General features: G+C 63.4%; 19 protein-coding genes, 1 pseudogene and 1 riboswitch. Of the genes and pseudogenes, 10 read left to right on the top strand and 10 right to left on the bottom strand.

Annotated elements, in window-relative coordinates:
- Positions 1–121 precede the first annotated feature (121 nt).
- The 4 genes and pseudogenes from FME68_RS03865 (at position 122) to ffh (ending at position 5,593) form a co-directional block, all read left to right on the top strand.
- A pseudogene (locus tag FME68_RS03865) lies at positions 122–1,503 on the top strand (ammonium transporter).
- A 3-nt stretch (positions 1,504–1,506) separates the two neighbouring features.
- Positions 1,507–1,845 carry a P-II family nitrogen regulator gene (locus FME68_RS03870; RefSeq protein ID WP_046648027.1) on the top strand — a complete coding sequence of 113 codons (339 nt, stop codon included), beginning with the start codon at positions 1,507–1,509 and terminating at the stop codon, positions 1,843–1,845.
- 3 nt (positions 1,846–1,848) lie between these two features.
- Positions 1,849–3,948 carry a [protein-PII] uridylyltransferase gene (locus tag FME68_RS03875; RefSeq protein WP_328287706.1) on the top strand — a complete coding sequence of 700 codons (2,100 nt, stop codon included), beginning with the start codon at positions 1,849–1,851 and terminating at the stop codon, positions 3,946–3,948.
- A gap of 49 nt (positions 3,949–3,997) precedes the next feature.
- Positions 3,998–5,593 carry a signal recognition particle protein gene (ffh, locus tag FME68_RS03880; protein ID WP_049155367.1) on the top strand — a complete coding sequence of 532 codons (1,596 nt, stop codon included), beginning with the start codon at positions 3,998–4,000 and terminating at the stop codon, positions 5,591–5,593.
- Between the two features lie 67 nt (positions 5,594–5,660).
- On the opposite strand, the gene FME68_RS03885 is transcribed toward ffh, so the two are convergent.
- Complete coding sequence (locus tag FME68_RS03885; RefSeq protein ID WP_158396131.1) at positions 5,661–7,913, bottom strand: acyltransferase family protein; 2,253 nt, start codon at positions 7,911–7,913, stop codon at positions 5,661–5,663.
- 294 nt (positions 7,914–8,207) lie between these two features.
- On the opposite strand from FME68_RS03885, the gene rpsP reads away from it, so the two are divergent.
- Positions 8,208–8,732 (top strand): 30S ribosomal protein S16, encoded by a 525-nt coding sequence (rpsP, locus tag FME68_RS03890; protein ID WP_046648030.1) that lies wholly within the window; start codon positions 8,208–8,210, stop codon positions 8,730–8,732.
- A gap of 53 nt (positions 8,733–8,785) precedes the next feature.
- Here rpsP and FME68_RS03895 read toward each other — a convergent pair whose 3' ends face one another.
- Positions 8,786–9,454 (bottom strand): TetR/AcrR family transcriptional regulator, encoded by a 669-nt coding sequence (locus FME68_RS03895; protein ID WP_046648031.1) that lies wholly within the window; start codon positions 9,452–9,454, stop codon positions 8,786–8,788.
- Between the two features lie 23 nt (positions 9,455–9,477).
- Positions 9,478–9,876: a cupin domain-containing protein gene (locus FME68_RS03900; RefSeq protein ID WP_070821703.1), complete on the bottom strand. Its 399-nt coding sequence runs from the start codon at positions 9,874–9,876 to the stop codon at positions 9,478–9,480.
- Positions 9,877–9,909: 33 nt separating this feature from the next.
- Here FME68_RS03900 and rimM point away from each other — a divergent pair, with 33 nt between their 5' ends.
- From rimM to FME68_RS03920, 4 genes are read left to right on the top strand one after another with little or no spacing between them, the layout of a single operon-like run.
- Entirely contained in the window at positions 9,910–10,410 is a 501-nt protein-coding gene (gene rimM, locus FME68_RS03905; RefSeq protein ID WP_046648033.1) for a ribosome maturation factor RimM, read from the top strand.
- Positions 10,407–11,249, top strand: a complete 843-nt coding sequence (trmD, locus tag FME68_RS03910; protein ID WP_158396133.1) for a tRNA (guanosine(37)-N1)-methyltransferase TrmD — start codon at positions 10,407–10,409, stop codon at positions 11,247–11,249. The genes rimM and trmD overlap by 4 nt, the downstream gene beginning before the upstream one ends.
- A gap of 1 nt (position 11,250) precedes the next feature.
- A complete protein-coding gene (locus FME68_RS03915) occupies positions 11,251–11,619 on the top strand; it encodes a hypothetical protein (protein ID WP_046648035.1) in 369 nt (122 codons plus the stop codon).
- A gap of 40 nt (positions 11,620–11,659) precedes the next feature.
- On the top strand, positions 11,660–13,951 hold the full coding sequence (locus FME68_RS03920; RefSeq protein WP_328287707.1) for a Tex family protein: 2,292 nt from the start codon (positions 11,660–11,662) through the stop codon (positions 13,949–13,951).
- Between the two features lie 216 nt (positions 13,952–14,167).
- Here the strand turns inward: FME68_RS03920 and FME68_RS03925 are convergent, their stop codons facing one another.
- Entirely contained in the window at positions 14,168–15,304 is a 1,137-nt protein-coding gene (locus tag FME68_RS03925; protein WP_158396135.1) for an HNH endonuclease signature motif containing protein, read from the bottom strand.
- 318 nt (positions 15,305–15,622) lie between these two features.
- Between FME68_RS03925 and FME68_RS03930 the strand changes: the two genes are divergently transcribed.
- Complete coding sequence (locus tag FME68_RS03930; RefSeq protein WP_158396137.1) at positions 15,623–17,788, top strand: YhgE/Pip domain-containing protein; 2,166 nt, start codon at positions 15,623–15,625, stop codon at positions 17,786–17,788.
- Here FME68_RS03930 and FME68_RS03935 read toward each other — a convergent pair.
- The 6 genes from FME68_RS03935 to thiC form a co-directional block, all read right to left on the bottom strand.
- On the bottom strand, positions 17,785–18,843 hold the full coding sequence (locus FME68_RS03935; RefSeq protein WP_046648039.1) for a ThiF family adenylyltransferase: 1,059 nt from the start codon (positions 18,841–18,843) through the stop codon (positions 17,785–17,787). The genes FME68_RS03930 and FME68_RS03935 overlap by 4 nt on opposite strands.
- Positions 18,844–18,868: 25 nt before the next feature.
- The gene (locus tag FME68_RS03940; protein WP_158396139.1) at positions 18,869–19,648 is read right to left on the bottom strand and encodes a thiazole synthase; all 780 of its coding nucleotides are present in this window, start codon (positions 19,646–19,648) and stop codon (positions 18,869–18,871) included.
- A gap of 7 nt (positions 19,649–19,655) precedes the next feature.
- Positions 19,656–19,853, bottom strand: a complete 198-nt coding sequence (gene thiS / locus FME68_RS03945) for a sulfur carrier protein ThiS (protein WP_158396141.1) — start codon at positions 19,851–19,853, stop codon at positions 19,656–19,658.
- The gene (thiO, locus tag FME68_RS03950) at positions 19,850–20,995 is read right to left on the bottom strand and encodes a glycine oxidase ThiO (protein ID WP_158396143.1); all 1,146 of its coding nucleotides are present in this window, start codon (positions 20,993–20,995) and stop codon (positions 19,850–19,852) included. Before thiO ends, thiS begins: the two co-directional genes overlap by 4 nt.
- Complete coding sequence (locus tag FME68_RS03955; RefSeq protein WP_158396145.1) at positions 20,992–21,642, bottom strand: thiamine phosphate synthase; 651 nt, start codon at positions 21,640–21,642, stop codon at positions 20,992–20,994. Before FME68_RS03955 ends, thiO begins: the two co-directional genes overlap by 4 nt.
- Positions 21,635–23,437: a phosphomethylpyrimidine synthase ThiC gene (gene thiC, locus FME68_RS03960; RefSeq protein ID WP_158396147.1), complete on the bottom strand. Its 1,803-nt coding sequence runs from the start codon at positions 23,435–23,437 to the stop codon at positions 21,635–21,637. The genes FME68_RS03955 and thiC overlap by 8 nt, the downstream gene beginning before the upstream one ends.
- A riboswitch (TPP riboswitch) is annotated at positions 23,433–23,547 on the bottom strand. (Overlaps the previous gene by 5 nt.)
- Positions 23,548–23,608: the final 61 nt, after the last annotated feature.

Raw genomic sequence — 23,608 nt, forward strand, 5'->3', positions numbered from 1 at the left:
CCTCGCCGCTTTTTCGATCTCAAGTGTGATCTGCAGCTCACTTTCCTTCCTAATTCTATAGTGCGATAGGTATATTAAGTCCCGTTACCTATCAATCTATAGAAAAGAGGTTAGTTGACGTATGACTCCTGAAGCATTTTCTTCCGGCGACGCAGCATGGATGCTCATCAGCGCATCCTTGGTGCTGCTCATGACCCCCGGATTGGCGTTGTTCTACGGTGGGATGGCGGGCAACCGTCACGTCCTCAACATGATGATGTCCTTCGGCGCACTAGCGCTGGTCCCAGTGCTCTACGTCTTGTGGGGATGGTCAATGTCCTATGCGGGAAGCTCGCTGGCGGGCATCGTGGGTAACCCGTTCGAAGCCTGGGGGCTACGCGGCCAAATCACCGGGCCCTCCGCCGAGTACCTTGCCGGCAGTGCTGGTTACCCCAACATCATCGACATCGGTTTTCAAACAACCTTCGCCATTATTTCGACAGCCATCATCTCCGGTGCCCTCGCCGGCCGCGTGAAGTTCTCCGCGTGGCTCACCTTTGCGGGCGCCTGGGTAACCTTCGCCTACTTTCCACTCGCCCACATGGTGTGGGGCGGGGGAGTGCTCTCCCATGCCCCGCGTTCCCTCGCAGCGTGGCTCTTCGGTGTATCAAACGGTGAGGCCCTCATTGCTCCCATCGACTTCGCGGGCGGTACCGTCGTGCACATTTCCGCCGGCGCGGCTGCCCTGGTTCTGGCTATCGTCGTGGGCCGCGCGCGGGCTTCCCGAAGCACATCGATAGGCCCCACAACCTTCCGATGGTGATGCTGGGCGCTGCGCTTCTGTGGTTCGGCTGGTTCGGCTTTAACGGCGGTTCCGCTTTCGCTGCGGACGGTCTTGCTGGCCTGGCATGGCTCAACACCACTGTTGCAGCGGCCGCAGCGATGCTCGGCTGGATGCTCGTGGAAAGAATCCGGGACCACGCCGCGACTTCTCTCGGCGCTGCATCCGGCGCGATTGCAGGTCTTGTCGCCATCACCCCGGCCGCAGGAGCACTCAGCCCGCTCGGTTCCATCGCCCTCGGGTTCCTCGGCGGCATTATCGCCTGCCTGTGCATCAGCCTGAAGTACCGCTGGGGCTTCGATGACTCCCTGGATGTCGTTGGCGTCCACTTGTGCGCTGGTCTGTGGGGAACCATCGGGTTGGCCTTCTTCGCCACGGATAACGGCATCCTTACGGGTCACCTCTCGGAAGGCTTCAAGCTGCTCGTCGTCCAGGCGCTCATCGCGCTCGTCGCAATGCTGTTCTCTGCTGCCGTTACGCTGGTTGTGGCGCTCCTCATCCGCGCCACCCTGGGGTGGAGGGCCGATGATGAAGACCAAGGCATCGACCTGAGCGAGCACCGCGAGTCCGCCTATGACTTCCGTGAGTCCGTGGCGTCTCACCGTCGCCACACCCACGACGCTAGGATTAACCCTGCACCTACCGTCCAGCCGCGGGTCGACACCGCCGGAGCTAAGGAGTAACAGATGAAGCTCATCACTGCCATCGTCAAACCGTTCACGCTGCCGGACATCCGTGAAGCCCTCGAACAGCACGACGTGCACGGCCTGACCGTGACCGAGACCCAGGGTTTTGGTCAGCAGCGCGGCCACAGCGAGGTCTACCGCGGCGCCGAGTACGCCACCGATTTCGTACCCAAGGTCAAGCTTGAGGTGGTGACGGCCGACGAGCAGGTGGAGGACATCCTCTCCGCTATCGTCGACGCCGCCTACACCGGCAAGATCGGTGACGGCAAGATTTGGATCACGCACGTCGAGGACGTCATCCGCGTACGCACCGGTGAACGCGGCGAGGCCGCTCTCTAAAAGGTGTCTACGGCCGCCCAACTGCGTGAGGACGCCTACGCTTCGGCGCTGCGCCTCACGCAGTCCCTGCAGCTTCCGCCCGGCTGTGCGCTTGCCGCCACGGGTTCTTTTGCCCGGCGGGCGATGACCCCTTTTTCGGATCTCGACCTGATTCTCCTCCACCCGGATGACACCGAGCTTCCCGAGGACGTCGTCTCCGAAATCTGGTACCCCATCTGGGACGCCAAATACCGGCTTGACTACGCCGTGCGCACCCCGCGCGAGTTCGGCGCCATCGCCGGATCTGATCCCGCTGCCGGCTTCGCGCAGCTGGATCTGGCTTTCGTCGCCGGCGACAAGCAGCTCGTGGACTCCACCCGCGCCCAGGTCTATGCCTCGTGGCGCCGCCTACTGCAGAGCAACTTCGATGCCTTCGTCGACCTAGCAATCACCCGCTGGCGCCGCTCCGGCACCCTGGCCACGATGACCCACCCAGATATCAAGAATGGGCGGGGCGGCCTGCGCGACATCCAATTCTTGCGGGCCCTCGCCCTGGGCAACCTCGCCGACGCCCCAGCGCTCGAGGAAGAGCAGGCCCTGCTTCTCGACGTCCGCACGCTCCTCCACGTCACCGCCTGCCGACACCGCGACGTCCTCGATCCCGAATTCGCTGAGGAGATAGCCCACGAGCTGGGCTTTGCCGACCGCTATGACCTCTCCGCAGCCGTCGTGACTGCCGCCGCAGCGGTGGACAAGGCCGTGGAGCGGGCATTGGCAACGGCGCGGGGCGTGGTGGCCAGGCGCAGCCACAACCGCACGCGTAAGCCCCTCGATATCGGGGTGGTTGATGTCGGGGGCGAGATCCGCCTCGCTCGCACCGCCGATCTCGACGAGCCGTGGCTGCTCCTGCGCGTGGCCGCCGCTGCGGCGCGCTCGGGCAGAACAGTGCCCTCCCACGTCTGGGAGCAATTGCGCGAGTTGCCGGAACTGCCCGAACGCTGGCCCGCCGCCGCGACGGATGCCTTCTTCAGCCTGTTGTCCTCGCCGCTCAACACTCCGCGCCTCATCCAGGAGATGGACGCTCACGGCTTGTGGGAGCGGCTCGTCCCAGAGTGGGAGCACATCCGGGGGCTGTTGCCGCGCGAGCGCACGCACGCTCACACCGTGGACTACCACTCCATCCTTACCGTCGCGCGCTGTGCGGAAGCGCGCACCTCCGTGGCCCGGCCGGACCTGCTGCTCCTGGTGGGGCTCTATCACGACATCGGGAAAGGCTATGGGCGCCCGCACGAGATGGTGGGGGCGGAGATGGTGGCGCGAGCCGCAGCCAAGTTGGGACTCGACCTGGCGGACCGCTCCCGCGTCCAAACCGTGGTCGCTGAGCACACCACGCTGGCGCGCATCGTCTCCCGCACGGACCCTTCATCCGATGAAGCCCGTGACGAGCTCCTCGAAGCTGTGCGCTATGACTACCTCACCTTGGCTCTCCTCGTCGTGCTCGCCCGCGCCGATGCCGAATCCACCGGGCCCGGTGTGTGGAACCGCAGGCTAAATCAGGGCATTGAAGCGGTCAGCGGGCGTGCTTTTGCGCAGTTGGAGGCACTGCGCCCAGTTCGTCCTCTGGTTGCCGCCGACCGCGACATCGGTCTGCGCCACAACCCGGAGGATGACAGCTTTACCGTCCTGTGGCGTGGCAACTACCAAAGGGAGGCCGTGCGCCCCCTGGCCCTGATTGCCGCGTTGGGCTGGAACATTCTTTCCTCGCGCCTCGTGCGCACCGAGGAGGGCTATGCCGGCGAGTTCGACATCCGCGCTCTCCACGGTGCTATCGATCTCGCCACGGTGGAGGAGCGCCTCGTTCAGTCCTATAAATCCGGCACCTATACCGTGCTGCCCGATTTTGTGCCGGGGCCCGCGACCGCGATGTGGAGCAGTGGAGTCTTCGAGGTTCGGATCGATGACTACCCGGGTACCCTCGGCCACGTGCTGGCGCTGCTTCCCGAGTGCGAGTGGGTATCCACCGCCGCGCCGGGCGCCACGATGGTGCTCCACGCCGTGCCGCTTGGCGACGTCCCCCGCGCCGCCCTCGTCCGGAATGTGACCCAAGCACTGGTCAACGGCTAAGCTGGGGAAGTTATAAATTTATCCACGATAGTTGAGGGAGCACTGCACCGTGTTTGAGTCTTTGTCTGACCGCTTGCAATCAGCCCTGTCCGGTCTGCGCGGCAAGGGCAAGCTGACCGAGGCGGACATCAACGCCACAGCGCGCGAAATCCGCCTTGCGTTGTTGGAGGCGGACGTCTCTCTCAACGTCGTGCGCGGCTTTATCAAGCGCATCAAGGAGCGTGCGGCCGGTGCCGAGGTCTCCGAGGCCCTCAACCCGGCGCAGCAGGTAGTCAAAATCGTCAACGAGGAGCTCATCGAGATTCTCGGCGGCGAGACCCGCCGCCTCAACCTAGCCAAGAATCCGCCGACGGTCATCATGCTCGCCGGCCTCCAAGGTGCTGGTAAGACCACTTTGGCGGGCAAGCTTTCCAAGCACCTTGCCTCCAAGGGACATACCCCGATGCTGGTGGCCTGTGACCTCCAGCGCCCGGGCGCGGTGCAGCAGCTCCAAATCGTTGGCGAGCGCGCCGGGGTCGACGTCTACGCGCCGGATCCTGGCACCTCCCTGGACTCCCACGAGCATGAGATGGGTACCTCGCATGGGGATCCGGTGGACGTCGCCAAGCGCGGCATCGAAGAGGCCAAGCGTACGCAGCACGACATCGTCATCATCGATACCGCTGGTCGCCTCGGCATCGATGAGACCCTGATGACGCAGGCGCGCAACATCCGCGATGCCGTCAACCCGGACGAAGTGCTCTTCGTCATTGACTCCATGATCGGCCAAGACGCCGTGCAGACCGCTGAAGCTTTCCGCGATGGCGTGGACTTTACCGGTGTCGTCCTGACCAAGCTGGATGGTGATGCCCGCGGTGGTGCAGCCCTGTCCATCCGTGAGGTCACGGGTAAGCCCATCATGTTCGCCTCCACAGGTGAGAAGCTCGAGGACTTCGACGTCTTCCACCCGGAGCGCATGTCCTCGCGCATCTTGGGCATGGGTGACCTGCTGACACTTATCGAGCAGGCGGAGTCCAAGCTGGATCAGTCCAAGGCGGAGGAAGCCGCCAAGAAGATGGGCTCCGGCGAGATGACGCTCAATGACTTCTTGGACATGATGCTCATGGTGCGCAACCTGGGGCCGATGGGCAACCTGCTCAAGATGATGCCGGGCGGCAACAAGATGAACCAGATCGCCGACATGGTCGACGAGAAGCAGCTCGACCGCATCCAGGCCATCATCCGCGGTATGACCCCGGAGGAGCGCGAGAACCCGAAGATTCTCAACGCTTCGCGCCGCAAGCGTATTGCCCTTGGTTCCGGTGTGAGCGTTTCTGACGTCAACCAGCTCATCGAGCGCTTCACCGAAGCCAAGAAGATGATGTCGCAGATGGCCGGTCGTTTTGGTATGCCGGGCATGGGCGGTGGGCGTTCCGCTACCAAGAAGAAGCCGAAGGGCCGCAAGGGCAAGAACGGCAAGCGCAAGCCGCCGAAGCGTCGTGGTGGCGGCGGTATGCCGGGTGGCATGCCGTCGATGCAGGAGCTGCAAAAGATGCAGGAGCAAATGGGCGGCGGCATGCCCGGACTAGGCGATATCAAGATGCCTAAGGGCATGGAAAATATCGACCTCAGCAACCTGGACTTTGGGCAGGGCAAGAAGAAATAACCGAAGAAGAACATAGCCTTCTTCGGTGAGACAAGGGCCGGCGCTGTGGCGCCGGCCCTTCTGCGTACTAGATGGCTTCTCCTGCGGGGTAGGCCGGATAGGGGATGGGCTCCGCGGGTGTGGCCGGAGGCGTCTCAGCGGACTGGGGGATCACGGGGCTATCGGCGGGAATCTGCGGGGGCTGCTGTTTGACCTGCTCGCCGTTGAGGATAGGCGCGATTGCTTCACGGATGAGCGGGATGGCGGAGTCGGCGAAGGCCTTGGTGAAGTGGTGCATATCGCGATAGACCATGATATTGCCGATGATGACCGGGCAATCGCCGTCGGCGTTGCAGAACCACTTCGAGGTGTCCACGGCGAGCATGTTGTCGTACTGCGAGAGGACTTCAGCGCCGGGATCATAGGGCGCGTAGACCTCCTCGAAACGCATGCCACACCCGAGAGAATCCTTGGTGGCCACGTAGCACTCATCAAACTGGCGGCCATTGCCGTGTTCATCGAAGCCCCACGGGTTGTCGCGGAAGCCTACGAAGGGGATATCGTGCTTGGCCAGCTCGTCCCAAAAGGCTATGTAGCCTGGTGGGACAGCATCGGGGCCATGGCCAAACGGCTGTCCTGGCCGCGTGGAATTGGACACAACCAACGCTGGGTCCGCGTCGATGATGCGCTTGACCACTTCCTTGCTCCATTCGGCGCAAGAGGGCTTCACACTCAGTTCATCGCCCAACTCGATGGGGCATCCCACGCGGGTGAGCGGGACGAGCTTAAAGCCCATCTCGCGGCCCAGATAATCCAGTGCCGAGGAGAACTGCTCCGCATGCGAGCCACCCACCAAGTAGACCTCGACGTCGGAATCAACGTCACCAAAGATGCACGGCGTCACGCCGTCTTTCTGCGTCTCGATGAAGTAGTCTGTTGGTTCCTGCTCCGGAATGAAGCACCAATTATCAGCGACCGGCGGCTGGATGCCGCGCGCGAGAATCGGGTCAGGCTTGATCTCCACGTTCTCAGGCGGCGTGATGTTCTCGACGAAGGTCGTTGCTCCTGGGTAGAGCTTCGGATCTAGGATTTCGCGGTTGGCCTCCTGCAGGCTGCGCAGCCACAGCGGCTGAACGGCCACGAGTGCAATGGTGCAGGCGGCAACGACGACGCCACCGACCCCGCGGAGAGCGCCGGTGCGGGTGCGGAGGTCGGCAAGGCCGCGGTGGACGGGGAGGTCGTCGGCAAGCGGGCGTTTGCGATGCTGGCGCAGGGGCTTCTCGACGAAACGATGCGTCACATCCGCCAAGCCCAGCGACACCACGATGATGATGGCACCGAGCCACCACGGAGGGGTGTCCAGGCCGAGGGCGGCGATGGAAATGATGAGCAGAGGCCAGTGCCACAGGTAGAGCGGATAGGCGATATCGCCGAGCCACCGTGACGGCCGGCTCGTCAGAACACGAGAGAAGGACCCGCCGGAACCGATAATGATGAGCACCGCGCCGCCGATCGGCAACAGGGACAGCGGCCCAGGGAATGCCAAGGTATCGGAGATAACCAGACCGGTGCAGGCGAGCGCGGCCAGACCGACGGCGGTGGCGAGGTTGGACAAGTGCTGCGGCATGCGCAGGTGCGAACCATAGATGACGAGCACCGCGCCCAAAGTCAGCTCCCACGCGCGCGACCACGTCGAGTAGTAGTTCTCGGGGGTGCCCAAGAGTCCATCGCGGGAGGCATACGCGAAAGAGGCGACGGTAACTACGAGGAGAATCGGTCCAGCGATGGAATTAATGGAAGAGAAGCGCTGTTCTCGCAGGCCCGTGTTCTTGGGGCGCAGGCGCATGAAAGCGGCCAGGCCGAGAGCGAAGAAGATGCCCAGCAGATAGAACTGGCCCTGGACCGCCATGGACCACATGTGTTGCAGTGGTGATGTGCTTGCGGAGGCAGCGGCGTAGTCAGCGTTCTGCCGCGCCAATTCCCAGTTTTGGTAGTAGAAGACCGTGGCCGTGATCTGCTTGGTGAGCTCCGTGTTCATGAGCTTCGGCGCGAAAAGCCGGACGAGCAGATAGCTCACGCCGATGACGAGCACGAGGGAAGGAACAAGCCGGCGGAGCGTGCGCCAGATGGGCCACCACGGGTTCAGGGAGGCATTCGGCCGTGCGGCATAGCGCAACTGCGAGCCCAAGAAGAAGTACCCGGAAAGCAGGAGGAAGACATCGACGCCACCTGAGACACGACCAACGAAGACGTGGTACAGAACAACCAAGGCGATCGCGATGCCGCGGAGGCCGTCAAGATCGTAACGGTAGCGGAATGTGGAGGGGGCTTGTTTATTCATAAAAAGAGGATTGTGTGGCGTCGAAATAACCGCATTACAGACTACCCCCTTCGCGGGGTAAGGCCTAACTCTGCAAGAGCTAAAGGGAATTTCCTATCTCGTGTGGGTTCCGCTAAAGTTGTTGAGGTTGTTCACGCACCGCGTGGAGGACACGCAAAACTTCATCTCTGCGTAACGCCGGTACCGCCTACGGACGGCCGGCACGTCACGCGCAGGATAAATCCAAGGGTTGAACCGGCGCGCCAGAAAGCGGCGCGTGTCTGAACTGCCCGGTGACTAGAAAAGGAGCCAATCATGGCCGTCAAGATCAAGCTGCAGCGTATGGGTAAGATCCGCAACGCTGAGTACCGCGTCATCGTCGCTGATGCACGCACCCGCCGCTCCGGCAAGGCTATCGAGAACATCGGTATCTACCAGCCGAAGCAGGAGCCGTCCCTGATCCAGATCGATTCCGAGCGCGCTCAGTACTGGCTGGGTGTCGGCGCACAGCCGACCGAGCCGGTTCTCGCACTGCTCAAGGTGACCGGTGACTGGCAGAAGTTCAAGGGTCTGCCGGGCGCAGAGGGCACCTTGAAGGTTGCTGAGCCGAAGCCGTCCAAGCTGGATCTCTTCAACGCTGCTCTGGCTGAGGCCAACAACGGCCCGACCATCGAGGCCATCACCGAGAAGAAGCGCAAGGCCAAGGAAGAGGCTGAGGCTAAGGCTGCCGCCGAGAAGGCTGCTGAGGAAGCCGCTGCCGCTGAGGCTGCTAAGGCTGAGGAAGAGGCCGCTAAGGCTGAAGAGGCCGACTCCGCTGAGGCTGAGGAGTCCGCAGAGTAATTTCTGCACTCCAAACGTAATATCCCCGCTGACCAGTAGGTCGCGGGGATTATCTAGTTTTTCGGCCGTGGGAGGCGGACCTCCAGAGGGTTTTCGAAGTCCAAGCCGCGGACAGCGGAGGCAATAACTGACTGCGCCATAGCTTCCACCTTTTCCTCCGGTAGCGATCCCAAATGGCCGCTGAGGCACAAGACTGTGAAACCGTGCACCGTTGACCAGCCGGCCAGGCAATTCTGCATCATGTGCTGCCTCTTGGGTTGCTGGCCGATGGATCGCGCGTACTGCTCCATGTAGCCGTAGAAATTGAACATTGCCTGCACGCGTGGATCTTCGCCGGGCCCCTCAGCCGCGGCTACGAGCCCGGCCGGAATATCAAAGCTGCTCGCGGCCATCATGCACATAAAGAAGTGCGGCTCTTCCAAGGCGTGGTGGAAGTAGGTGAAACCGGCCGCCATCATCTTGTCAATGATGGTGCCCTCTGTCGTTTCGAAGGTATCGCTGAGCTTGTTGATGAGTTCGTAGGTGGCGACGGCCCCGACGGCATCGAGAAGCGCAGCTTGGTCCTTGAAGTGACGGTAGGCGGCGGTGGGGGAGACGCCCACCGCGCGCGTTGCGGCGCGAATCGTCACAGCCTCCGGTCCGCCCTCCCGGCCGAGCTTAATGGCCTCCCGGAGGATCTCTTCATGCAAATTTCCATGGTGATACGGCTTCGAACTACTCACGATCTTAGAATCGTACTAAAAGTCTAGACATTCGCGCCAGTGTTCGGTGTCAACATGGTGAGCAGCATGAGTGCAGGTTCCTCGCTACATGTCACCGCATGCGGCACGTACGCCGGAAGGTGCACTATGCGTCCGGGAGCGAGCACCTCATCTTGTTCCCCGCAACTAAAAATCACCGATCCCTGGAGCACCTGGACGGTGATGGGGTGCGCGGCCTTGTGATCAGGTAGGTCTTGTCCAGGCAGGAAGGAGAAGAGGATGAGGTTTGCGCCGTCGGCACTGAGGACCCTCTTAACGGCTGGTCTGGGGCGTGTGGGGTGTGGCTCGGGGGCCTCATCGAGCAGATTCAGTGTTGTGAGGGCGGCACTGTTGTGGGAGGCGTCGCCAAAGGCGGTTGCATCATTGATGGGAAGCTCAGTCATACCGCCCCAGCGTAGCCCGTTAAGCTAGCAGGCATGGAACTACTCATTGGTCGCGTGGTGAAATCCCACGGCATTAAAGGCGAGGTCTCCGTCGAGGTGACCACCGATTCCCCTGAGACCCGATTCGCCGTCGGCGAGGTTCTCCACGGCACACAAGGCAAGAAGGAACACGAACTCACCATCGCGGCGGTGCGCGCCCACAAGGGGCGCCTGCTCATCACCTTTAAGGAAATCCCGGACCGCACGGCCGCGGACTCGCTGCGTGGCACCCAGTTCTTTGCCGAACCCCTGGATGATCCCGAGGATGACGGCTTCTATGACCACGAGTTGGAAGGCCTGCGCGTCCTCCTCGACGGTGTAGAGGTGGGCGAGGTGACCGGCGTGACGCACGGCCCCACGCAGTCCCTCCTGGAAGTCACGCTCACCGATGGCAAAGAAGCGCTCGTCCCCTTTGTGGAGGAGATCGTGCCGGAGGTCGATCTGGAGGAAGGAACCTGCACGATTACTCCACCGGAAGGGCTGCTCGACCTATGAGAATCGACGTTGTCACCATCTTTCCGGAGTATCTCGACCCGCTGCGCCACGCATTGCTGGGCAAGGCCATCGAGCAGGGGAAGCTCGCGGTGGGCGTGCATGACCTGCGCCAGTGGGCCACCGACGTGCATAAATCCGTCGATGATTCCCCCTATGGCGGTGGTCCCGGCATGGTGATGAAGCCTGAGGTGTGGGGGCCCGCGCTTGACGACGTCTCCTCCGGCACCGCCTCCACCCGGGACCTGCAGAGCGCTCTGCCGCACCTGAGCAAGCCGCGCCACGACGATATCCATGGCGTTGAGGCGCGCGCCTATGGCGAGAGCGAGAATTCGGATAAGCCGTTGCTTATCGTGCCGACTCCCGCGGGAGAGCCTTTTACTCAGGCTGATGCGCAAGCGTGGTCTGCGGAGGAGCACATTGTCTTTGCGTGCGGGCGCTACGAGGGCATCGACCAGCGCGTCGTCGACGATGCGCAGCACCGCTACCGTGTACGTGAGGTCTCCATCGGCGACTACGTGCTCATCGGCGGCGAGGTAGCTGTGCTCGTCATCGCCGAAGCCGTGGTGCGCCTCATACCTGGCGTGTTGGGGAACCGGCGCTCGCACGAAGAAGATTCCTTCTCCGATGGCCTGCTGGAGGGGCCCAGCTACACCAAGCCGCGCGAGTGGCGCGGCCTCAAGGTTCCGGACGTGCTGACCTCCGGTGACCACGCCCGTGTGGACCGGTGGCGCCGCGAGCAGTCGCTGGCGCGAACGTGGCAACGCCGCCCAGAGCTGCTCGATGCAGCGGAGTTAAGTGAGGCCGATCGCGCCTACCTGGAAACCTTAAAGGAGGATTGAGATGGACGTCAGCACTGACTTGTCAATACTTATGACTGAGGCTGAATGGAACAAGGTCCTCAAGGCCATGCCGCAGCGCCTGCGCGAAGGAGGCGTCGAACCGCTCGACATCAACGCAGAGATCATCTCCTTTACCTGCGAGCCCGACAATATCTTGGTCAACGAGTACATGGATAAACACGGCCAGCCGCCGGTGAGTGAGCACGTGTGGAGGGTCATCGTCAACGGCACCTCTGACCTGCCGCTGACCAAGGTCACCGCTGCCGTCGCGGAGTGCTTGCCGCCGCACACGCTCTGGTACGGAACCTCAGAGATTGGTCACACCGAGTTTGGCCTGGGCACTTCCTGCGCGTGGCAGGGCGGGGTATAGGGTGAGAAGGTCTTAAGTCCCCGACCCAAAAAGAGGTTTTGTGAATATCGCAGCCACCATCGCTGGAGAGCTGGGCGTCAAAGAGCAGTTTGTCGAAGCCGCCCTCAAGCTCATGGCGGAGGGTAACACCGTTCCGTTCATCGCCCGATACCGCAAGGAAGCCACCGGCGGGCTGGATGACTCGCAGCTGCGTATCATCGAGGAACGCTCGACCTACCTTCGGGAACTGGAGGAGCGCAAGGAAACGGTGCTCGCCGCGATTGAGGAGCAGGGCAAGCTGACCGACGAGCTGCGTGCCCTCATCCAGGGCTGCGAGACCAAGGCTCGCCTGGAGGACCTGTACCTGCCGTATAAGAAGCGCCGCAAGACCAAGGCGGATATCGCGCGTGAGGCAGGCTTGGAGCCGCTGACCGATAAGCTCATCGAGAACCCTTCGGCGGACCCGGCCGAGCTGGCAGGGGAGTACCTCACCGAAGGTTTCGAGGAAGCGAAGAAGGCCCTCGATGGCGCCCGCGCCATTCTGGTGGACCGCTTCGCACTGGATGCGGATCTCGTCGGCGAGGTGCGCGAGCGTATGTACACCAGCGGTTCCATGAACGCCGGTGTGGTGGAAGGCAAGGAAACCGAGGGGGCGAAGTTCAAGGACTACTTCGAGTTCTCCGAGCCTTTCGAGAAGCTTCCCTCGCACCGCATCTTGGCGCTGCTGCGCGGTGAGAACGAAGGCGTGCTGCAGCTCAACCTCGATGCCGGCGATGACGCCATCTACGAGGGCATGATCGCAGATCGCTTCGACCTAGACGTTGACACCTCCCGCTGGCTTGCCGACGCCGTCCACTGGGGCTGGCGCACCAAACTCTCCATCTCCTCGGGCCTCGACGTGCGCATGCGCCTCAAAGAGAAGGCGGAGGAAGGCGCGCTCAAGGTCTTCGCCACCAACCTGCGCGATGTTCTGCTGGCGGCCCCGGCGGGCCAGCGCGCGACGCTGGGCTTAGACCCGGGCTACCGCAACGGCGTCAAGTGTGCGGTTGTCGACCCGACGGGCAAGGTCCTAGCCACCACCATCGTCTACCCGCACCAGCCGCAGCAGAAGTGGGCTGAGGCGGTGAGAGAGTTGGCGTCGTTAAGCGCGGCTCATTCGGTGGACCTCATGGCAATTGGCAATGGCACCGCGTCGCGGGAGACGGAGAAGCTTGCCGGTGAAGTCGCGGACCTCATCGCGCAGGCGGGTGGGAAGCGGCCGAGCCCGGTCGTGGTGTCGGAGGCGGGCGCGTCGGTGTATTCGGCTTCGCAGCTGGCGGCCGATGAGTTCCCCGACATGGACGTCTCACTGCGCGGCGCGGTCTCGATCGCGCGCCGCCTGCAGGACCCGCTGGCGGAGCTGGTGAAGATTGACCCGAAGGCCATTGGCGTGGGGCAGTACCAGCACGACGTCAACCAGGTCGCGCTCGCGCGCACGCTCGATGGCGTGGTGGAAGACGCGGTGAATGGCGTCGGCGTGGACCTCAATACCGCTTCGGCCCCCCTGCTGGAGCGCGTGGCTGGTGTGAACTCCACGATTGCGGCCAACATCGTGGCCTACCGCGATGAGAATGGCACGTTTGCCTCGCGCAAGGAGCTGAAGAAGGTGCCGCGCTTGGGGCCGAAGGCTTTCGAACAGGCGGCGGGCTTCCTGCGCATCAATGGCGGTAAGGATCCGCTCGATGCCTCGGCCGTGCACCCGGAGGCTTACCCGGTGGTGGCGCGCATCGCGGAGAAGACTGGTTTGGGGGTCTCGGAGCTCATCGGCAATTCGCGGGTGTTGACGAAGCTGTCGCCGGCGGACTTCGCCGACGACACCTTCGGTGTGCCGACGGTGACGGATATCATCGCGGAGCTGGACAAGCCGGGCCGCGACCCGCGCCCGGAGTTTAAGACCGCGACGTTCAAGGAGGGCGTGGATAAGGTCTCGGACTTGAAACCGGGCATGATTCTGGAGGGCACCGTGACCAACGTTGCGGCCTTCGGTGCGTTCGTCGACGTCGGAGTGCACCAAGACGGCCTTGTGCACGTCTCTGCGATGAGCCACAAGTTCGTCTCTGACCCGCATGATGTGGTCCGTTCTGGCCAGGTGGTGAAGGTCAAGGTCATGGAGGTCGACGTGGAGCGCCAGCGCATTGGTTTGTCGCTGCGGCTGGATGACGAACCCGGCCAGCCCGCCCCCAAGCGCCGCAACGGCGGCGGCCGTTCCGAGGGGCGAGGCGGCCGTTCCGGCCGGCGCAACGGTGGGCGTGGCCGCGCGGACCGCGGCGGCGGTGGCTCGATGGCCGATGCTCTCAAGAAGGCCGGCTTCTAAAGTTCACCTAGTTGCGCGCTACAAACCCCTGACTGTTCAAACGGTTGGGGGTTTGTGAGTTTTCCGGCGGACTGTTCTGCACGGACGGTGCGTTGGACAAGCCCGTGGGATTAAGCGATCGCCGAAGGCGCGGAGGACCTCATAAACGTTGAGGTTTCCGCGTGGCGCCGGGCTAAGTCCGGCGTGTGGACGTGCACGGCTAAGCTGCCGCGAAGACTATCCGGGCGGCGCAGTGCTGGGTGGCGATGGGCGTGTGTCCGGCGGATCGGGTGGTTGGCCTGGGGAAGTGCGCGTCGGGCTCGTGACCTGCCGGTTTATGGCTTCTTGGTAGGCAGGCTGCCCGGTAATCGGTGTTCCCCAGGGCGGGATATAGTCAACGGGTCCTCTCAACCGAAAGACATAGCCTCTGCCGGTCGGGCTGGTGGGGTCATCGTCGTTGATGCCGTTGTGGTAGGCGCACAGCATGGTCAGGTTGGGCGGGTTGGTCTCCCCGCCTGCCTGCCAGGGAATGATGTGGTGGACTTGGCAGTAGTCCGCCGGTTTATTGCAGTCTTCGATAGCGCAGGTGGGGTGCTCCGCGCTGGCCATGATGCGCTGCTCGAGGCTGGCAAAGCGCGAAAGTCGGTGCAACCACACCGGCCCGATGGTGGGGTGGACCAATGTGGCGTAGCCAGTTTCGGCGAACTTGTAGGTGAGAAACTCCGCGCCACTCATGCGCCCGCCGTTGGTGAGCTCGAGTTCGATGTCGTCGCCGTCATGGCGGACGATTTTGTCGAGCACGTCGAGCGTTATCACGACGTTGGTTCCCACCGCCGGCCGCGAGCCCACGCCTTCTTTGAAGAAAACCTGGTGGGTGGCATCGAGCAGATCGGCGGGGTTGATGGACTCGAGCGTGCTGCGAATGGTGGATATGTTCAGTGCGGTATCGGTAACAGTGAGCGAGTGCGGGCCATTCTTGCGGTAGGTCAGCCGCACACCTGGTGAAGGCACGCGCTTGGGTCTGAGTTCCTTCAAGCGCTCCGCCGCTACTGAAGGAACCCGTTCTGAAGGCGTGGATGCCAGCGCGACGCGCAAATTCCAGACATCGAGCTGTTTCTTCAGCTTGGCGGTGTAGGACTCAATCAGGTTCAACGTGGCAAGGTCGTGGCCTTGGCGTTGGGCCGCCTGACGCGCTGCGCGCTGCTTTCCGGTAAAGCGGGTATCGCCGAAATAAATGGCATGAAGAGAGGCCAGCTCCGCGGCATCACCGGCCGAGGCGCCGAGCGCACGTAAGCCTTCGGGTGTACTGGTTGCTGCTTCCACCAACGCAATCCCCGAATTGCGAAGGCGGATGTAGGTTTCGATATCCCCCATGGGCACAGAGACTAAAACAGGCCTTAATGCCTCGCAACCGGAGGAGAAAACGCCCTGTTCATGTGCCTCATAACTTGGATCTCACGCGGGAATAGCCAGCACCCACACGGCCGAACGCAGCCCCAGGTCGTAACTCACGCGAGAATTACTGAACTGGGAGCAATGACACGAATGGCTATAAGTTCACAGGGCCAACATATCAAGTGGTATGTTTGGTGAAACAAATGAACTAGCGTCCCGCTCATCTTTGTTCTGCCGCTGAAAGTCCTGGGCAGAAGGTTAAGAGCGGACCTGAGCTATCACTATAAGGAGGCGGGAATGAGCCGTGAGACTGAAGAAGACCGGAAGAATGGTTCTTCGCCTGGTCGGGCGAATGAGGGGAGTGCTGCGACCCGCGACAGCGAAGCCATGGGCTGGCACCGCGTCCTGGATTGGCGCCCCACGAGTACCGTGTCGCGCGTGCTCATCGTTTTTCTTCTCGTTGCACCGCTGATCGTCGCCGGCACCATGATGTGGGCCATGTGGGACCCGTCAAAGTACATGCGCAACATTGACCTGGCGGTGGTGAATGAGGATGCGGGCGTCGAGAAGCAGGGCAAATACACCAATTACGGTGATCAGGTCGTCGAAGGCCTGTTGGAGACGGGGTACCTGAACTTCGCCGAGGTCAGCAAAGACGATGGGGACGAGGGGTTGCTCAAGGGCAAGTACCTCATGGTGGTGACCATCCCGGAGAACTTTTCCGAGCAGGCCGTCACCATCATCAGCGATAAACCAGTCAAACCGGAGATTCATTTCGCCACCAATGATTATTACGGCACGAATGGCTCGGTGATTTCCTCCAGCCTCATCCCGCAGGTCCAGACCAGCGTGGAAAATGCGATTTCCAAGAAGTACGCCGACCAGGTCATCGAAGGTCTCAACAAACTCAGCGACGGCCTGGGCACCGCGGCGGAAGGCGCCGGCCGTCTCGATGAGGGTGCGGGCAAATTGCAGGAAGGCGGCGGGCGCGCGGTCGAGGGAATCGCCAAGCTGGACGCCGGCGCGGGCGATCTCAACAACGGTACGGGCCAGCTGCTGGACGGCACGAACCGCCTGAATGACGGAGTAGGACGCCTCAGCGATGGCGCCGCGCAGCTCGATGATGGCGCCGCCCAGCTTGCCGACGGCTCCGACAAGCTCCTTGCCGGCACCGGCCGCCTAGCGGATGGCGCGGGTCAGATCGACGGCGGTGTTAACCAGCTCACGGGCATGCTCATCCCGGTGCTCAAGCATGCGCAGGCTGTGGCCCCGGCACTCCTGCAGCTTGTCGACGTCCTCCGCGGCCTCGGCATGCACCAACAAGCTGAGCAGCTTTATTCACTGGTCTCCAAGCTGGACCCGGCCGCCAGCGGCAACATGGTGGCGCAGTTGGAGAAGCTTTCTGCCGGCACCGGCCAGCTCTACTACAACCTGGCTGATCCCAATTCGGAGTACCTGGGCGGCATGATGGCTCTTAATGACGGTGCGCACCGCTTGTCCGATGGTTCCCAGCAGCTGCGTGCGGGTGTTGGCGAACTGAGCGACGGTGCCGCCCAGCTGAAGGACGGTGCTTCCCGCTTGCACGAGGGCACCGGCACGTTGAAGGATGGCACGAGCCAGCTCGCCGCCGGTGGCACGGAGTTGAAGGATGGCATGGACCAGCTCAAGGCGGGCTCGAACGAATTGGCCACCAAGCTTGCCGACGGCGCCGCCAAGGCCCCCTCCATTACCCAGCCGGATACGTCTGCGCAGAACATGGCCGTGCCCATCAACTTCACCTCCTCCAACCTTCACCCAGTGCAGACGGTGGTCGACCCGGTCGATCCGACCCAGAAGAACATCACTGGTGGCGTATCGATGCTCTTCGTGCTCGTCTTCGGATTCCTCGTCATGCTGCTGGTAGCAATGACGCTGCCTTATTACCTGGGGCGCCGGGGCGAGTCGGCCACGAGCCCGGTGCGCGGTATCCTCGCAGCCTTTGGAGTCGTGGCGGGATTGAATTTCCTCGTCCTAGCCTTCATGGCCTTCATGTCCTCCATGATGGGATGGTCACCGGCGAGCTGGCCGATGATGCTGCTAGTTATCGCCGCCATCGCCGCCGTGGGGGCGGCGACCTACCAGTTCTTCCTGGTCACCTTTGGGCGCAAGATCGGCGCCATCTTCGCCGTAGGTGCGTTCGCTCTGGGCATCATGGTCTTCGGCGGTGTATGGCCGGTGGCGGCGATTCCGCGCCCGTTGAGCATGCTGCATCCTTTCCATCCGATGTCCTATGCGAAGAATGCCTTTACCCGCGCCACCGACGGCATCCACGACGGAACTTTCTGGGCCGGTATTGCAGTGTTGTTTATTGTGACTGCCCTCGCACTGGTGGCTTCCTGCGTGGTCTTCCGGGCTCGCCACCATGGCACCGCCCGAATTGTGGACGAGCACCTCTTCCGCGCTCCGGCGGTGGTCGACGCCTAGTAATCGCGAGACGCGAGCCCACCCGGAAGGTTACGCAGCTCGATGCCCATATCCGCTGCCAGATCGGCGTAGCGTAGGACGAAGCCAGCGCTGCGCCCACCGGAGGGGCAGGCAACGTAGACCAGTTCGGAAGAGCACGAAGCGAGCGCACGGCGCACGGCATCATCATCGGTGACGGTATGCCAGGGCAGTGACACCGTGGCATCAGGAAAGCCGGTGTTCTCGGAGATATCGAGGAGGGCGGCGTGGCCGTCGCGAAGCTCAGGCGGAAAGCTGCGCTCTCCGGGCAAGGTGCTGACCAGCGGGCGCGCAGGATCCGGGCCGACTGTGAGCGTGCGGAAACTACCGGGCAGCGCCTCATAGGACGTAACACGGCCACGCAGCTCCTCATGGTGCGGAAGCTTCCCCAACCAGCCCAGCGTCGCGGTGGCCATGAGCCCCGCGATGACGGACGTCGTAGCACCCAGGACCCCAGCCGTGGAGCACTCGAGCGCCTCGCCCTCCGGCGGGGCGGGGAAGAGATCACGCAAGCCCACCCCGCGCCCGTCAGCGCAGTCCTTACCGGAATGCCACAGCGCGGCCTGCCCGCCGTAGCGCAGCACGGTTCCCCAAGCCAGCGGGGTAGAGGTGAGCTCGCAGGCGTCTGCGACGAGGTACTTCGTGTCGAAGGTATCTGAGCCATCGAGGACGAGGTCGGCCTCGGCGCAGAGGTCAAGAACAGTAGAGGAAGTCAGCCGCGCGTTGAGCGCGGTGATTTGCAGCTCGGGGGCAAGCTCGCGGGCGCGCGCGGCGGCTACCTCGGCCTTGGGCTTGCCGACGTCCCCCGCACCAAACAGCACCTGCCTGTGCAGGTTGCTGATATCGACGGTATCGGAATCGATGAGCGTGATGCGCCCGATGCCTGCCGCCGCGAGCTGCTGGAGAGCCGGGCAGCCCAGCCCGCCGGCGCCCACGACGAGCAGGTGCGCCGCGTGGAGCCGCTCCTGCGCCGCGTCACCGAAGCCTGGTAGAAGGCGCTGGCGCGAGGTGCGGGCGAGTTCATCTTTGCTGAGCATGGATCCAGTCAACTGCGTCACGGGCCTAGAGAACTTGGTCGGCCCAGGAGGCTAGGCCCTCGAAGGTGGAGGATGCCTGGGCATGTTCGCGCTGCGGGATACGACCGGCGCTGCGCGCGAGTCGTCCCGCTTCGACGGCGTGGCGCATGGCGGTGGCCATGGCTTCCGGATCTTGGCAGCGGTTGACTGCGCTGGCGAGCAGCACGCCGGAGCAGCCGAGCTCCATGGCGAGGGTGGCATCGGAGGCGGTGCCGATGCCGGCGTCGACAAGCACGGGCACCGAGGCACGTGAGCAGATGAGCTCGAGGTTGTGCGGGTTGAGGATGCCCAGCCCGGTGCCGATGGGGGCGCCCAGCGGCATGACGGCCGCAGCGCCCGCATCCTCGAGGCGCTGGGCGGCCACGGGATCGTCGCTGGTGTAGGCCAGCACGGTGAAACCTTCGGCGCTGAGCAGTTCGGTGGCGTCGAGGGTCTCCACGACATCGGGCAGGAGCGTGTGCTCGTCGGCGATGACTTCTACCTTGACCCAGGATGTCCCCAGCGCCTCGCGGGCCATGCGGGCGGTGAGCACAGCCTCGCGGGCCGTGCGGCACCCGGCGGTGTTGGGCAACGGAGCGATGCCCAGCCGGCGCAACAGGTCGAAGATGCTCTCACCGTCACGGGTACCAGCGTGGCGGCGCATGGACACGGTGGTCAGCTCGGTTCCAGAGGCGACGAGCGCGCGCTCCAAGGCCTCATGGCTTGTGGCCCCACCGGTGCCCATGATGAGGTGGGAGGAAAAAGTGGTATCGGCGATGGTGAGCATGTAGTTTCTAGCCTCCCTGAACAGCGGTGAGGACTTCCACGGCCGCGCCTTCGGTGAGCGGGGTGGACTCCCACTGCGAGCGGGGGACGACCTGCTCGGACAGTGCCACGGCGGTGCCGTCGGCGTTGATGCCTTTTTCTTCCAGCAGTTGGGCGACGGTGTCTGCTGCCGTGTCATAGGGCTGGCCGTTGAGGATGAGGATCATGGTTGCTCCTTGAGGTGTCGTAGGGGGCTGCAGGCCGCGAGATCAATGCTCGGTGCGGTGCCTTCGATGAGCTCGCGGGTGCAGCGCGCGGCTAGGGCCGTGAGCAGAATGCCGTGGCGGAAATAGCCGGTGGAGATGATGAGCTTGTCGCTGACGCGGCCGAGATACGGCAAGTCATCCGGAGTGCCAGGGCGGGCACCCGCGCTGGCCTCGAGGAATTCGCATTCTTCGATGGCGGGGAGGATGCGGATGGCGTCGCGAAGCAGCGCGTAGACACCGCCGGCCTGGGCCGTGGCAAGCGTGTCCTCGCGGGTTGTAGCGCCAACCGCCAAGGTGCCATCGCCGCGGGGGATGAGGTAGATGGGGCGGTCCTCCACGAAGCCGCGCACCACGCGGGTCAGCAGCGGCTGCAGGTGATCCGGAACCCGAAGGCGCAGGATATCTCCGTATACCGGGCGCAGGTGCAGCGGGGAATCTGTGAGCCCAGCCGAGGCTGCCCAATCGATATCGCGTGCCCCCAAGCCTGCTGCGAGCACCACATCGTCGGCGTGGAATTGGCCTGCGGGAGTGCTCACGACGCCAGTGGCGGCGTCAATAGACTGCGCTGCCGTGCGGAAGAAGCGCACCCCAAGACCCTGGGCAGCGCTGATGAGGGCAGCCGTCCATTGACGGGGGAAGACTTGCGTGTCGCCCGGGATACTCACTGCAGCGGCCAAGCGTGGTGACAGCAACGGTTCGACGCGCCGGGCTTCGCGCACGGTGATGCGCTCGACCTCCATGCCGTGGAGGGACTGATAATCCGCCAGCTCGGTGAGGTGCTGAGCATCCGCGCGGTCGGCGGCGATGACAAGGGTGCCCTCGGCGCGGTAGCCAGTGGGGACCTCCGTGTGGGCGGCAACCAGATCGATAAGCTCTGGGTACCACGCGCCGGAGGTACGCATCAGCGGGAAGAGAGGATCCTGCTGGTAGACCACCTCGGCGGCAGGGGCGAGCATACCGCCGGCATAGTGCGAAGCCCCAGAGGACGGTGCCGGGTCCAGCACCGTGACCTCATAGCCTTGGGCGGCCAACTCCACTGCTGTGGCCAGGCCGATGACGCCCGCGCCGACGACGATGACCGAAGGTTCAGAGCTAGTACTCATCGCGCACCTTCATCAAAACCGGCAAGCAGCTCGCGGCAGTAGGCTTCCGGGTCGGCGGCATGCATGATGCCGCGCACCACAGCGAGGCCCGCAACGCCCGTCGCGGCAAGGTCGGCGGCATCCTCAGCAGTGACATCACCGATAGCCACGAGTGGCACACGGGAGAGCTTCACCAACTCCGGGTAGGCGTGAAGCCCCAGCGGCGAGCGGCCGGAGTCCTTCGTTGGGGTCGCGCGGAACGGGCCGCAGCCGATGTAGTCAATGACATCTGCGGCGTCGTTGGCGGACTCAACCAACTCGCGGGTGCCGGTAGTCAGACCGATAATCGCGTCCGGACCCAACAACGCGCGGGCAGCGGCCACGGGTAGATCGTCCTGGCCGACGTGTACGCCGTGCACCGGCTCGCCGGCGTGGCGTAGGGCGGCGGCGACGTCGACGCGGTCGTCGATAAGCACACGCGTTTCTGGGTTGGCCTGTGCCACCGCGCGGGCTACCTCTCGACCCAGATGGTAGAGGTCGCGGGCGGAAATCGGCTTGGAGCGTACCTGTACCACCCCGGCACCGCCCCGGGCCGCTGCGGCAGCGATGCGCACGATCTCCGCAGGCGTGCCCTTGCCCGTGACGAAGTAGCAGCGAAGATCAGGCATGCGTGGTTTCTTCCTCCTGATAGAGCTGGGATCCCTGAGCCTTAAACTCTTCCGACATCTGCTTCTCACCGGCACGGGCAGCGGCCACAACCTCGGGATCGATGGCGCCCTTACCCGGGAAACTTGGCATACCAAGGGAATCGGAGAAGGTATCCCGGATGTCCTGGCTGATGCGCATAGAGCAGAACTTCGGGCCGCACATGGAACAGAAGTGCGCGGTCTTCGCTGGCTCTGCGGGCAGGGTCTCGTCGTGGTAGGCCTGCGCGGTGTCTGGGTCGAGGGAGAGCGCGAACTGGTCGTGCCAACGGAACTCAAAGCGAGCCTTACTCATCGCGTCATCCCAGGCGCGCGCACCTGGGTGGCCCTTGGCCACGTCGGCCGCATGGGCCGCAAGCTTATAGGTGATGACGCCGGTCTTGACGTCATCGCGGTTGGGCAGCCCCAAGTGCTCCTTCGGGGTGACGTAGCACAGCATGGCCGTACCACCCATGGCGATGTGCGCCGCGCCAATGGCGGAGGTGATGTGGTCATAGCCCGGGGCGATATCCGTAACCAGCGGGCCCAGCGTGTAGAAGGGAGCGTCCGAAGCCCAGTCCTGCTCGAGCTCGTTGTTTTCCTGAATCATGTTGAGCGGCACGTGCCCCGGGCCTTCCACCATGACCTGGACGTCGTACTCCCAGGCGCGCCGGGTGAGCTCACCGATGGTCTTGAGCTCAGCGAACTGGGCGGTGTCGTTGGCATCCGCTAGGGAGCCGGGGCGCAAGCCATCGCCGAGCGAGAAAGCGACGTCGTAGCGCGCAAAAATCTCACAGAGTTCGTCGAAGTTTTCATAGAGGAAGGACTCCTTATGGTGCGCCAGGCACCAGCCCGCCATGATGGAGCCGCCGCGGGACACAATGCCGGTAACACGGTTCGTGGTCAACGGCACATAGGGCAGCAGCACGCCGGCGTGCACGGTCATGTAATCCACGCCCTGCTCGCACTGTTCGATGACGGTATCGCGGAAAATCTCCCACGTCAGGTCCTCTGCGACGCCATTAACCTTCTCCAGCGCCTGGTAGATGGGCACGGTGCCGATGGGGACCGGTGAGTTGCGCAGGATCCACTCGCGCGTGGTGTGGATGTCATCACCGGTGGAGAGGTCCATCACGGTATCCGCGCCCCAGCGGGTGGCCCAGCGCAGCTTCGACACCTCTTCCTCAATAGAGGAGGTCACCGCGGAGTTGCCGATATTGGCGTTGATCTTGGTCAGGAACTTGCGGCCGATAATCATCGGCTCCGACTCGGGGTGGTTGACGTTGTTAGGCAGGATGGCGCGGCCACGGGCGATTTCGGAACGCACGAACTCTGGGTCGCAGTGCTCGCGCAGAGCCACGAACTCCATCTCCTTGGTGATGATCCCCTGGCGTGCGTAGTGCATCTGGGTAACGCGCTTGCCTTCCTTCGCACGCAGCGGCTGGCGACGCTCCCCCTTCCACTCCAAGGAAGCCGCACCGCGGCGCTCGGCCGAGCGGCCATCGTCAGCAAGGTTGCGTGCGCGGCCCTCATACTCTTCAACGTCTCCGCGCTCCGCAATCCACTCGGCGCGTAGGGCCGGCAGGCCTACTTCAGGCTCACACTCCGGGCCGCGCGTGCGGTAGATGCGGAAGGGTTCGTTGGGCCCTGTGGGGGAATCATCCAGCTGGATCTCGGTCTCGGGCACCTCCAGACCTTTCTCCCGGATGGGGGAGTAGGAGTGCTTGGGGTGGATCTCGCCGGAGTCGGTGGACTGGATGGGGTTATGGGTAGCCGTCATGGCTGCTCCTCTCTTCCTTCGCTGGTGCTAACCAGACAGGTTCGAACGGTGCAGGCGCGGTATCAGCGCCACTCTCAGCCCACTTCCCGTGGGCACCCGTGGGGTATCAGTGCGTCACCCACCTTAGAGCCCCCGGTGGGCAGGTGTCAGGCGTTTGGGGCAATTTGTTCT

The organism is Corynebacterium hiratae (assembly GCF_009708045.1).
Taxonomy (GTDB): domain Bacteria; phylum Actinomycetota; class Actinomycetes; order Mycobacteriales; family Mycobacteriaceae; genus Corynebacterium; species Corynebacterium hiratae.

What these genes read in the sequence shown, in the direction of transcription:
- FME68_RS03870 (WP_046648027.1), top strand. Translation starts at nt 1,507, where the DNA reads ATGAAGCTCATCACTGCCATCGTCAAACCGTTCACGCTGCCGGACATC.
- FME68_RS03885 (WP_158396131.1), bottom strand. Translation starts at nt 7,913, where the DNA reads ATGAATAAACAAGCCCCCTCCACATTCCGCTACCGTTACGATCTTGAC.
- rpsP (WP_046648030.1), top strand. Translation starts at nt 8,208, where the DNA reads ATGGCCGTCAAGATCAAGCTGCAGCGTATGGGTAAGATCCGCAACGCT.
- FME68_RS03900 (WP_070821703.1), bottom strand. Translation starts at nt 9,876, where the DNA reads ATGACTGAGCTTCCCATCAATGATGCAACCGCCTTTGGCGACGCCTCC.
- rimM (WP_046648033.1), top strand. Translation starts at nt 9,910, where the DNA reads ATGGAACTACTCATTGGTCGCGTGGTGAAATCCCACGGCATTAAAGGC.
- trmD (WP_158396133.1), top strand. Translation starts at nt 10,407, where the DNA reads ATGAGAATCGACGTTGTCACCATCTTTCCGGAGTATCTCGACCCGCTG.
- FME68_RS03915 (WP_046648035.1), top strand. Translation starts at nt 11,251, where the DNA reads ATGGACGTCAGCACTGACTTGTCAATACTTATGACTGAGGCTGAATGG.
- FME68_RS03925 (WP_158396135.1), bottom strand. Translation starts at nt 15,304, where the DNA reads ATGGGGGATATCGAAACCTACATCCGCCTTCGCAATTCGGGGATTGCG.
- FME68_RS03930 (WP_158396137.1), top strand. Translation starts at nt 15,623, where the DNA reads ATGAGCCGTGAGACTGAAGAAGACCGGAAGAATGGTTCTTCGCCTGGT.
- FME68_RS03935 (WP_046648039.1), bottom strand. Translation starts at nt 18,843, where the DNA reads ATGCTCAGCAAAGATGAACTCGCCCGCACCTCGCGCCAGCGCCTTCTA.
- FME68_RS03940 (WP_158396139.1), bottom strand. Translation starts at nt 19,648, where the DNA reads ATGCTCACCATCGCCGATACCACTTTTTCCTCCCACCTCATCATGGGC.
- thiS (WP_158396141.1), bottom strand. Translation starts at nt 19,853, where the DNA reads ATGATCCTCATCCTCAACGGCCAGCCCTATGACACGGCAGCAGACACC.
- thiO (WP_158396143.1), bottom strand. Translation starts at nt 20,995, where the DNA reads ATGAGTACTAGCTCTGAACCTTCGGTCATCGTCGTCGGCGCGGGCGTC.
- FME68_RS03955 (WP_158396145.1), bottom strand. Translation starts at nt 21,642, where the DNA reads ATGCCTGATCTTCGCTGCTACTTCGTCACGGGCAAGGGCACGCCTGCG.
- thiC (WP_158396147.1), bottom strand. Translation starts at nt 23,437, where the DNA reads ATGACGGCTACCCATAACCCCATCCAGTCCACCGACTCCGGCGAGATC.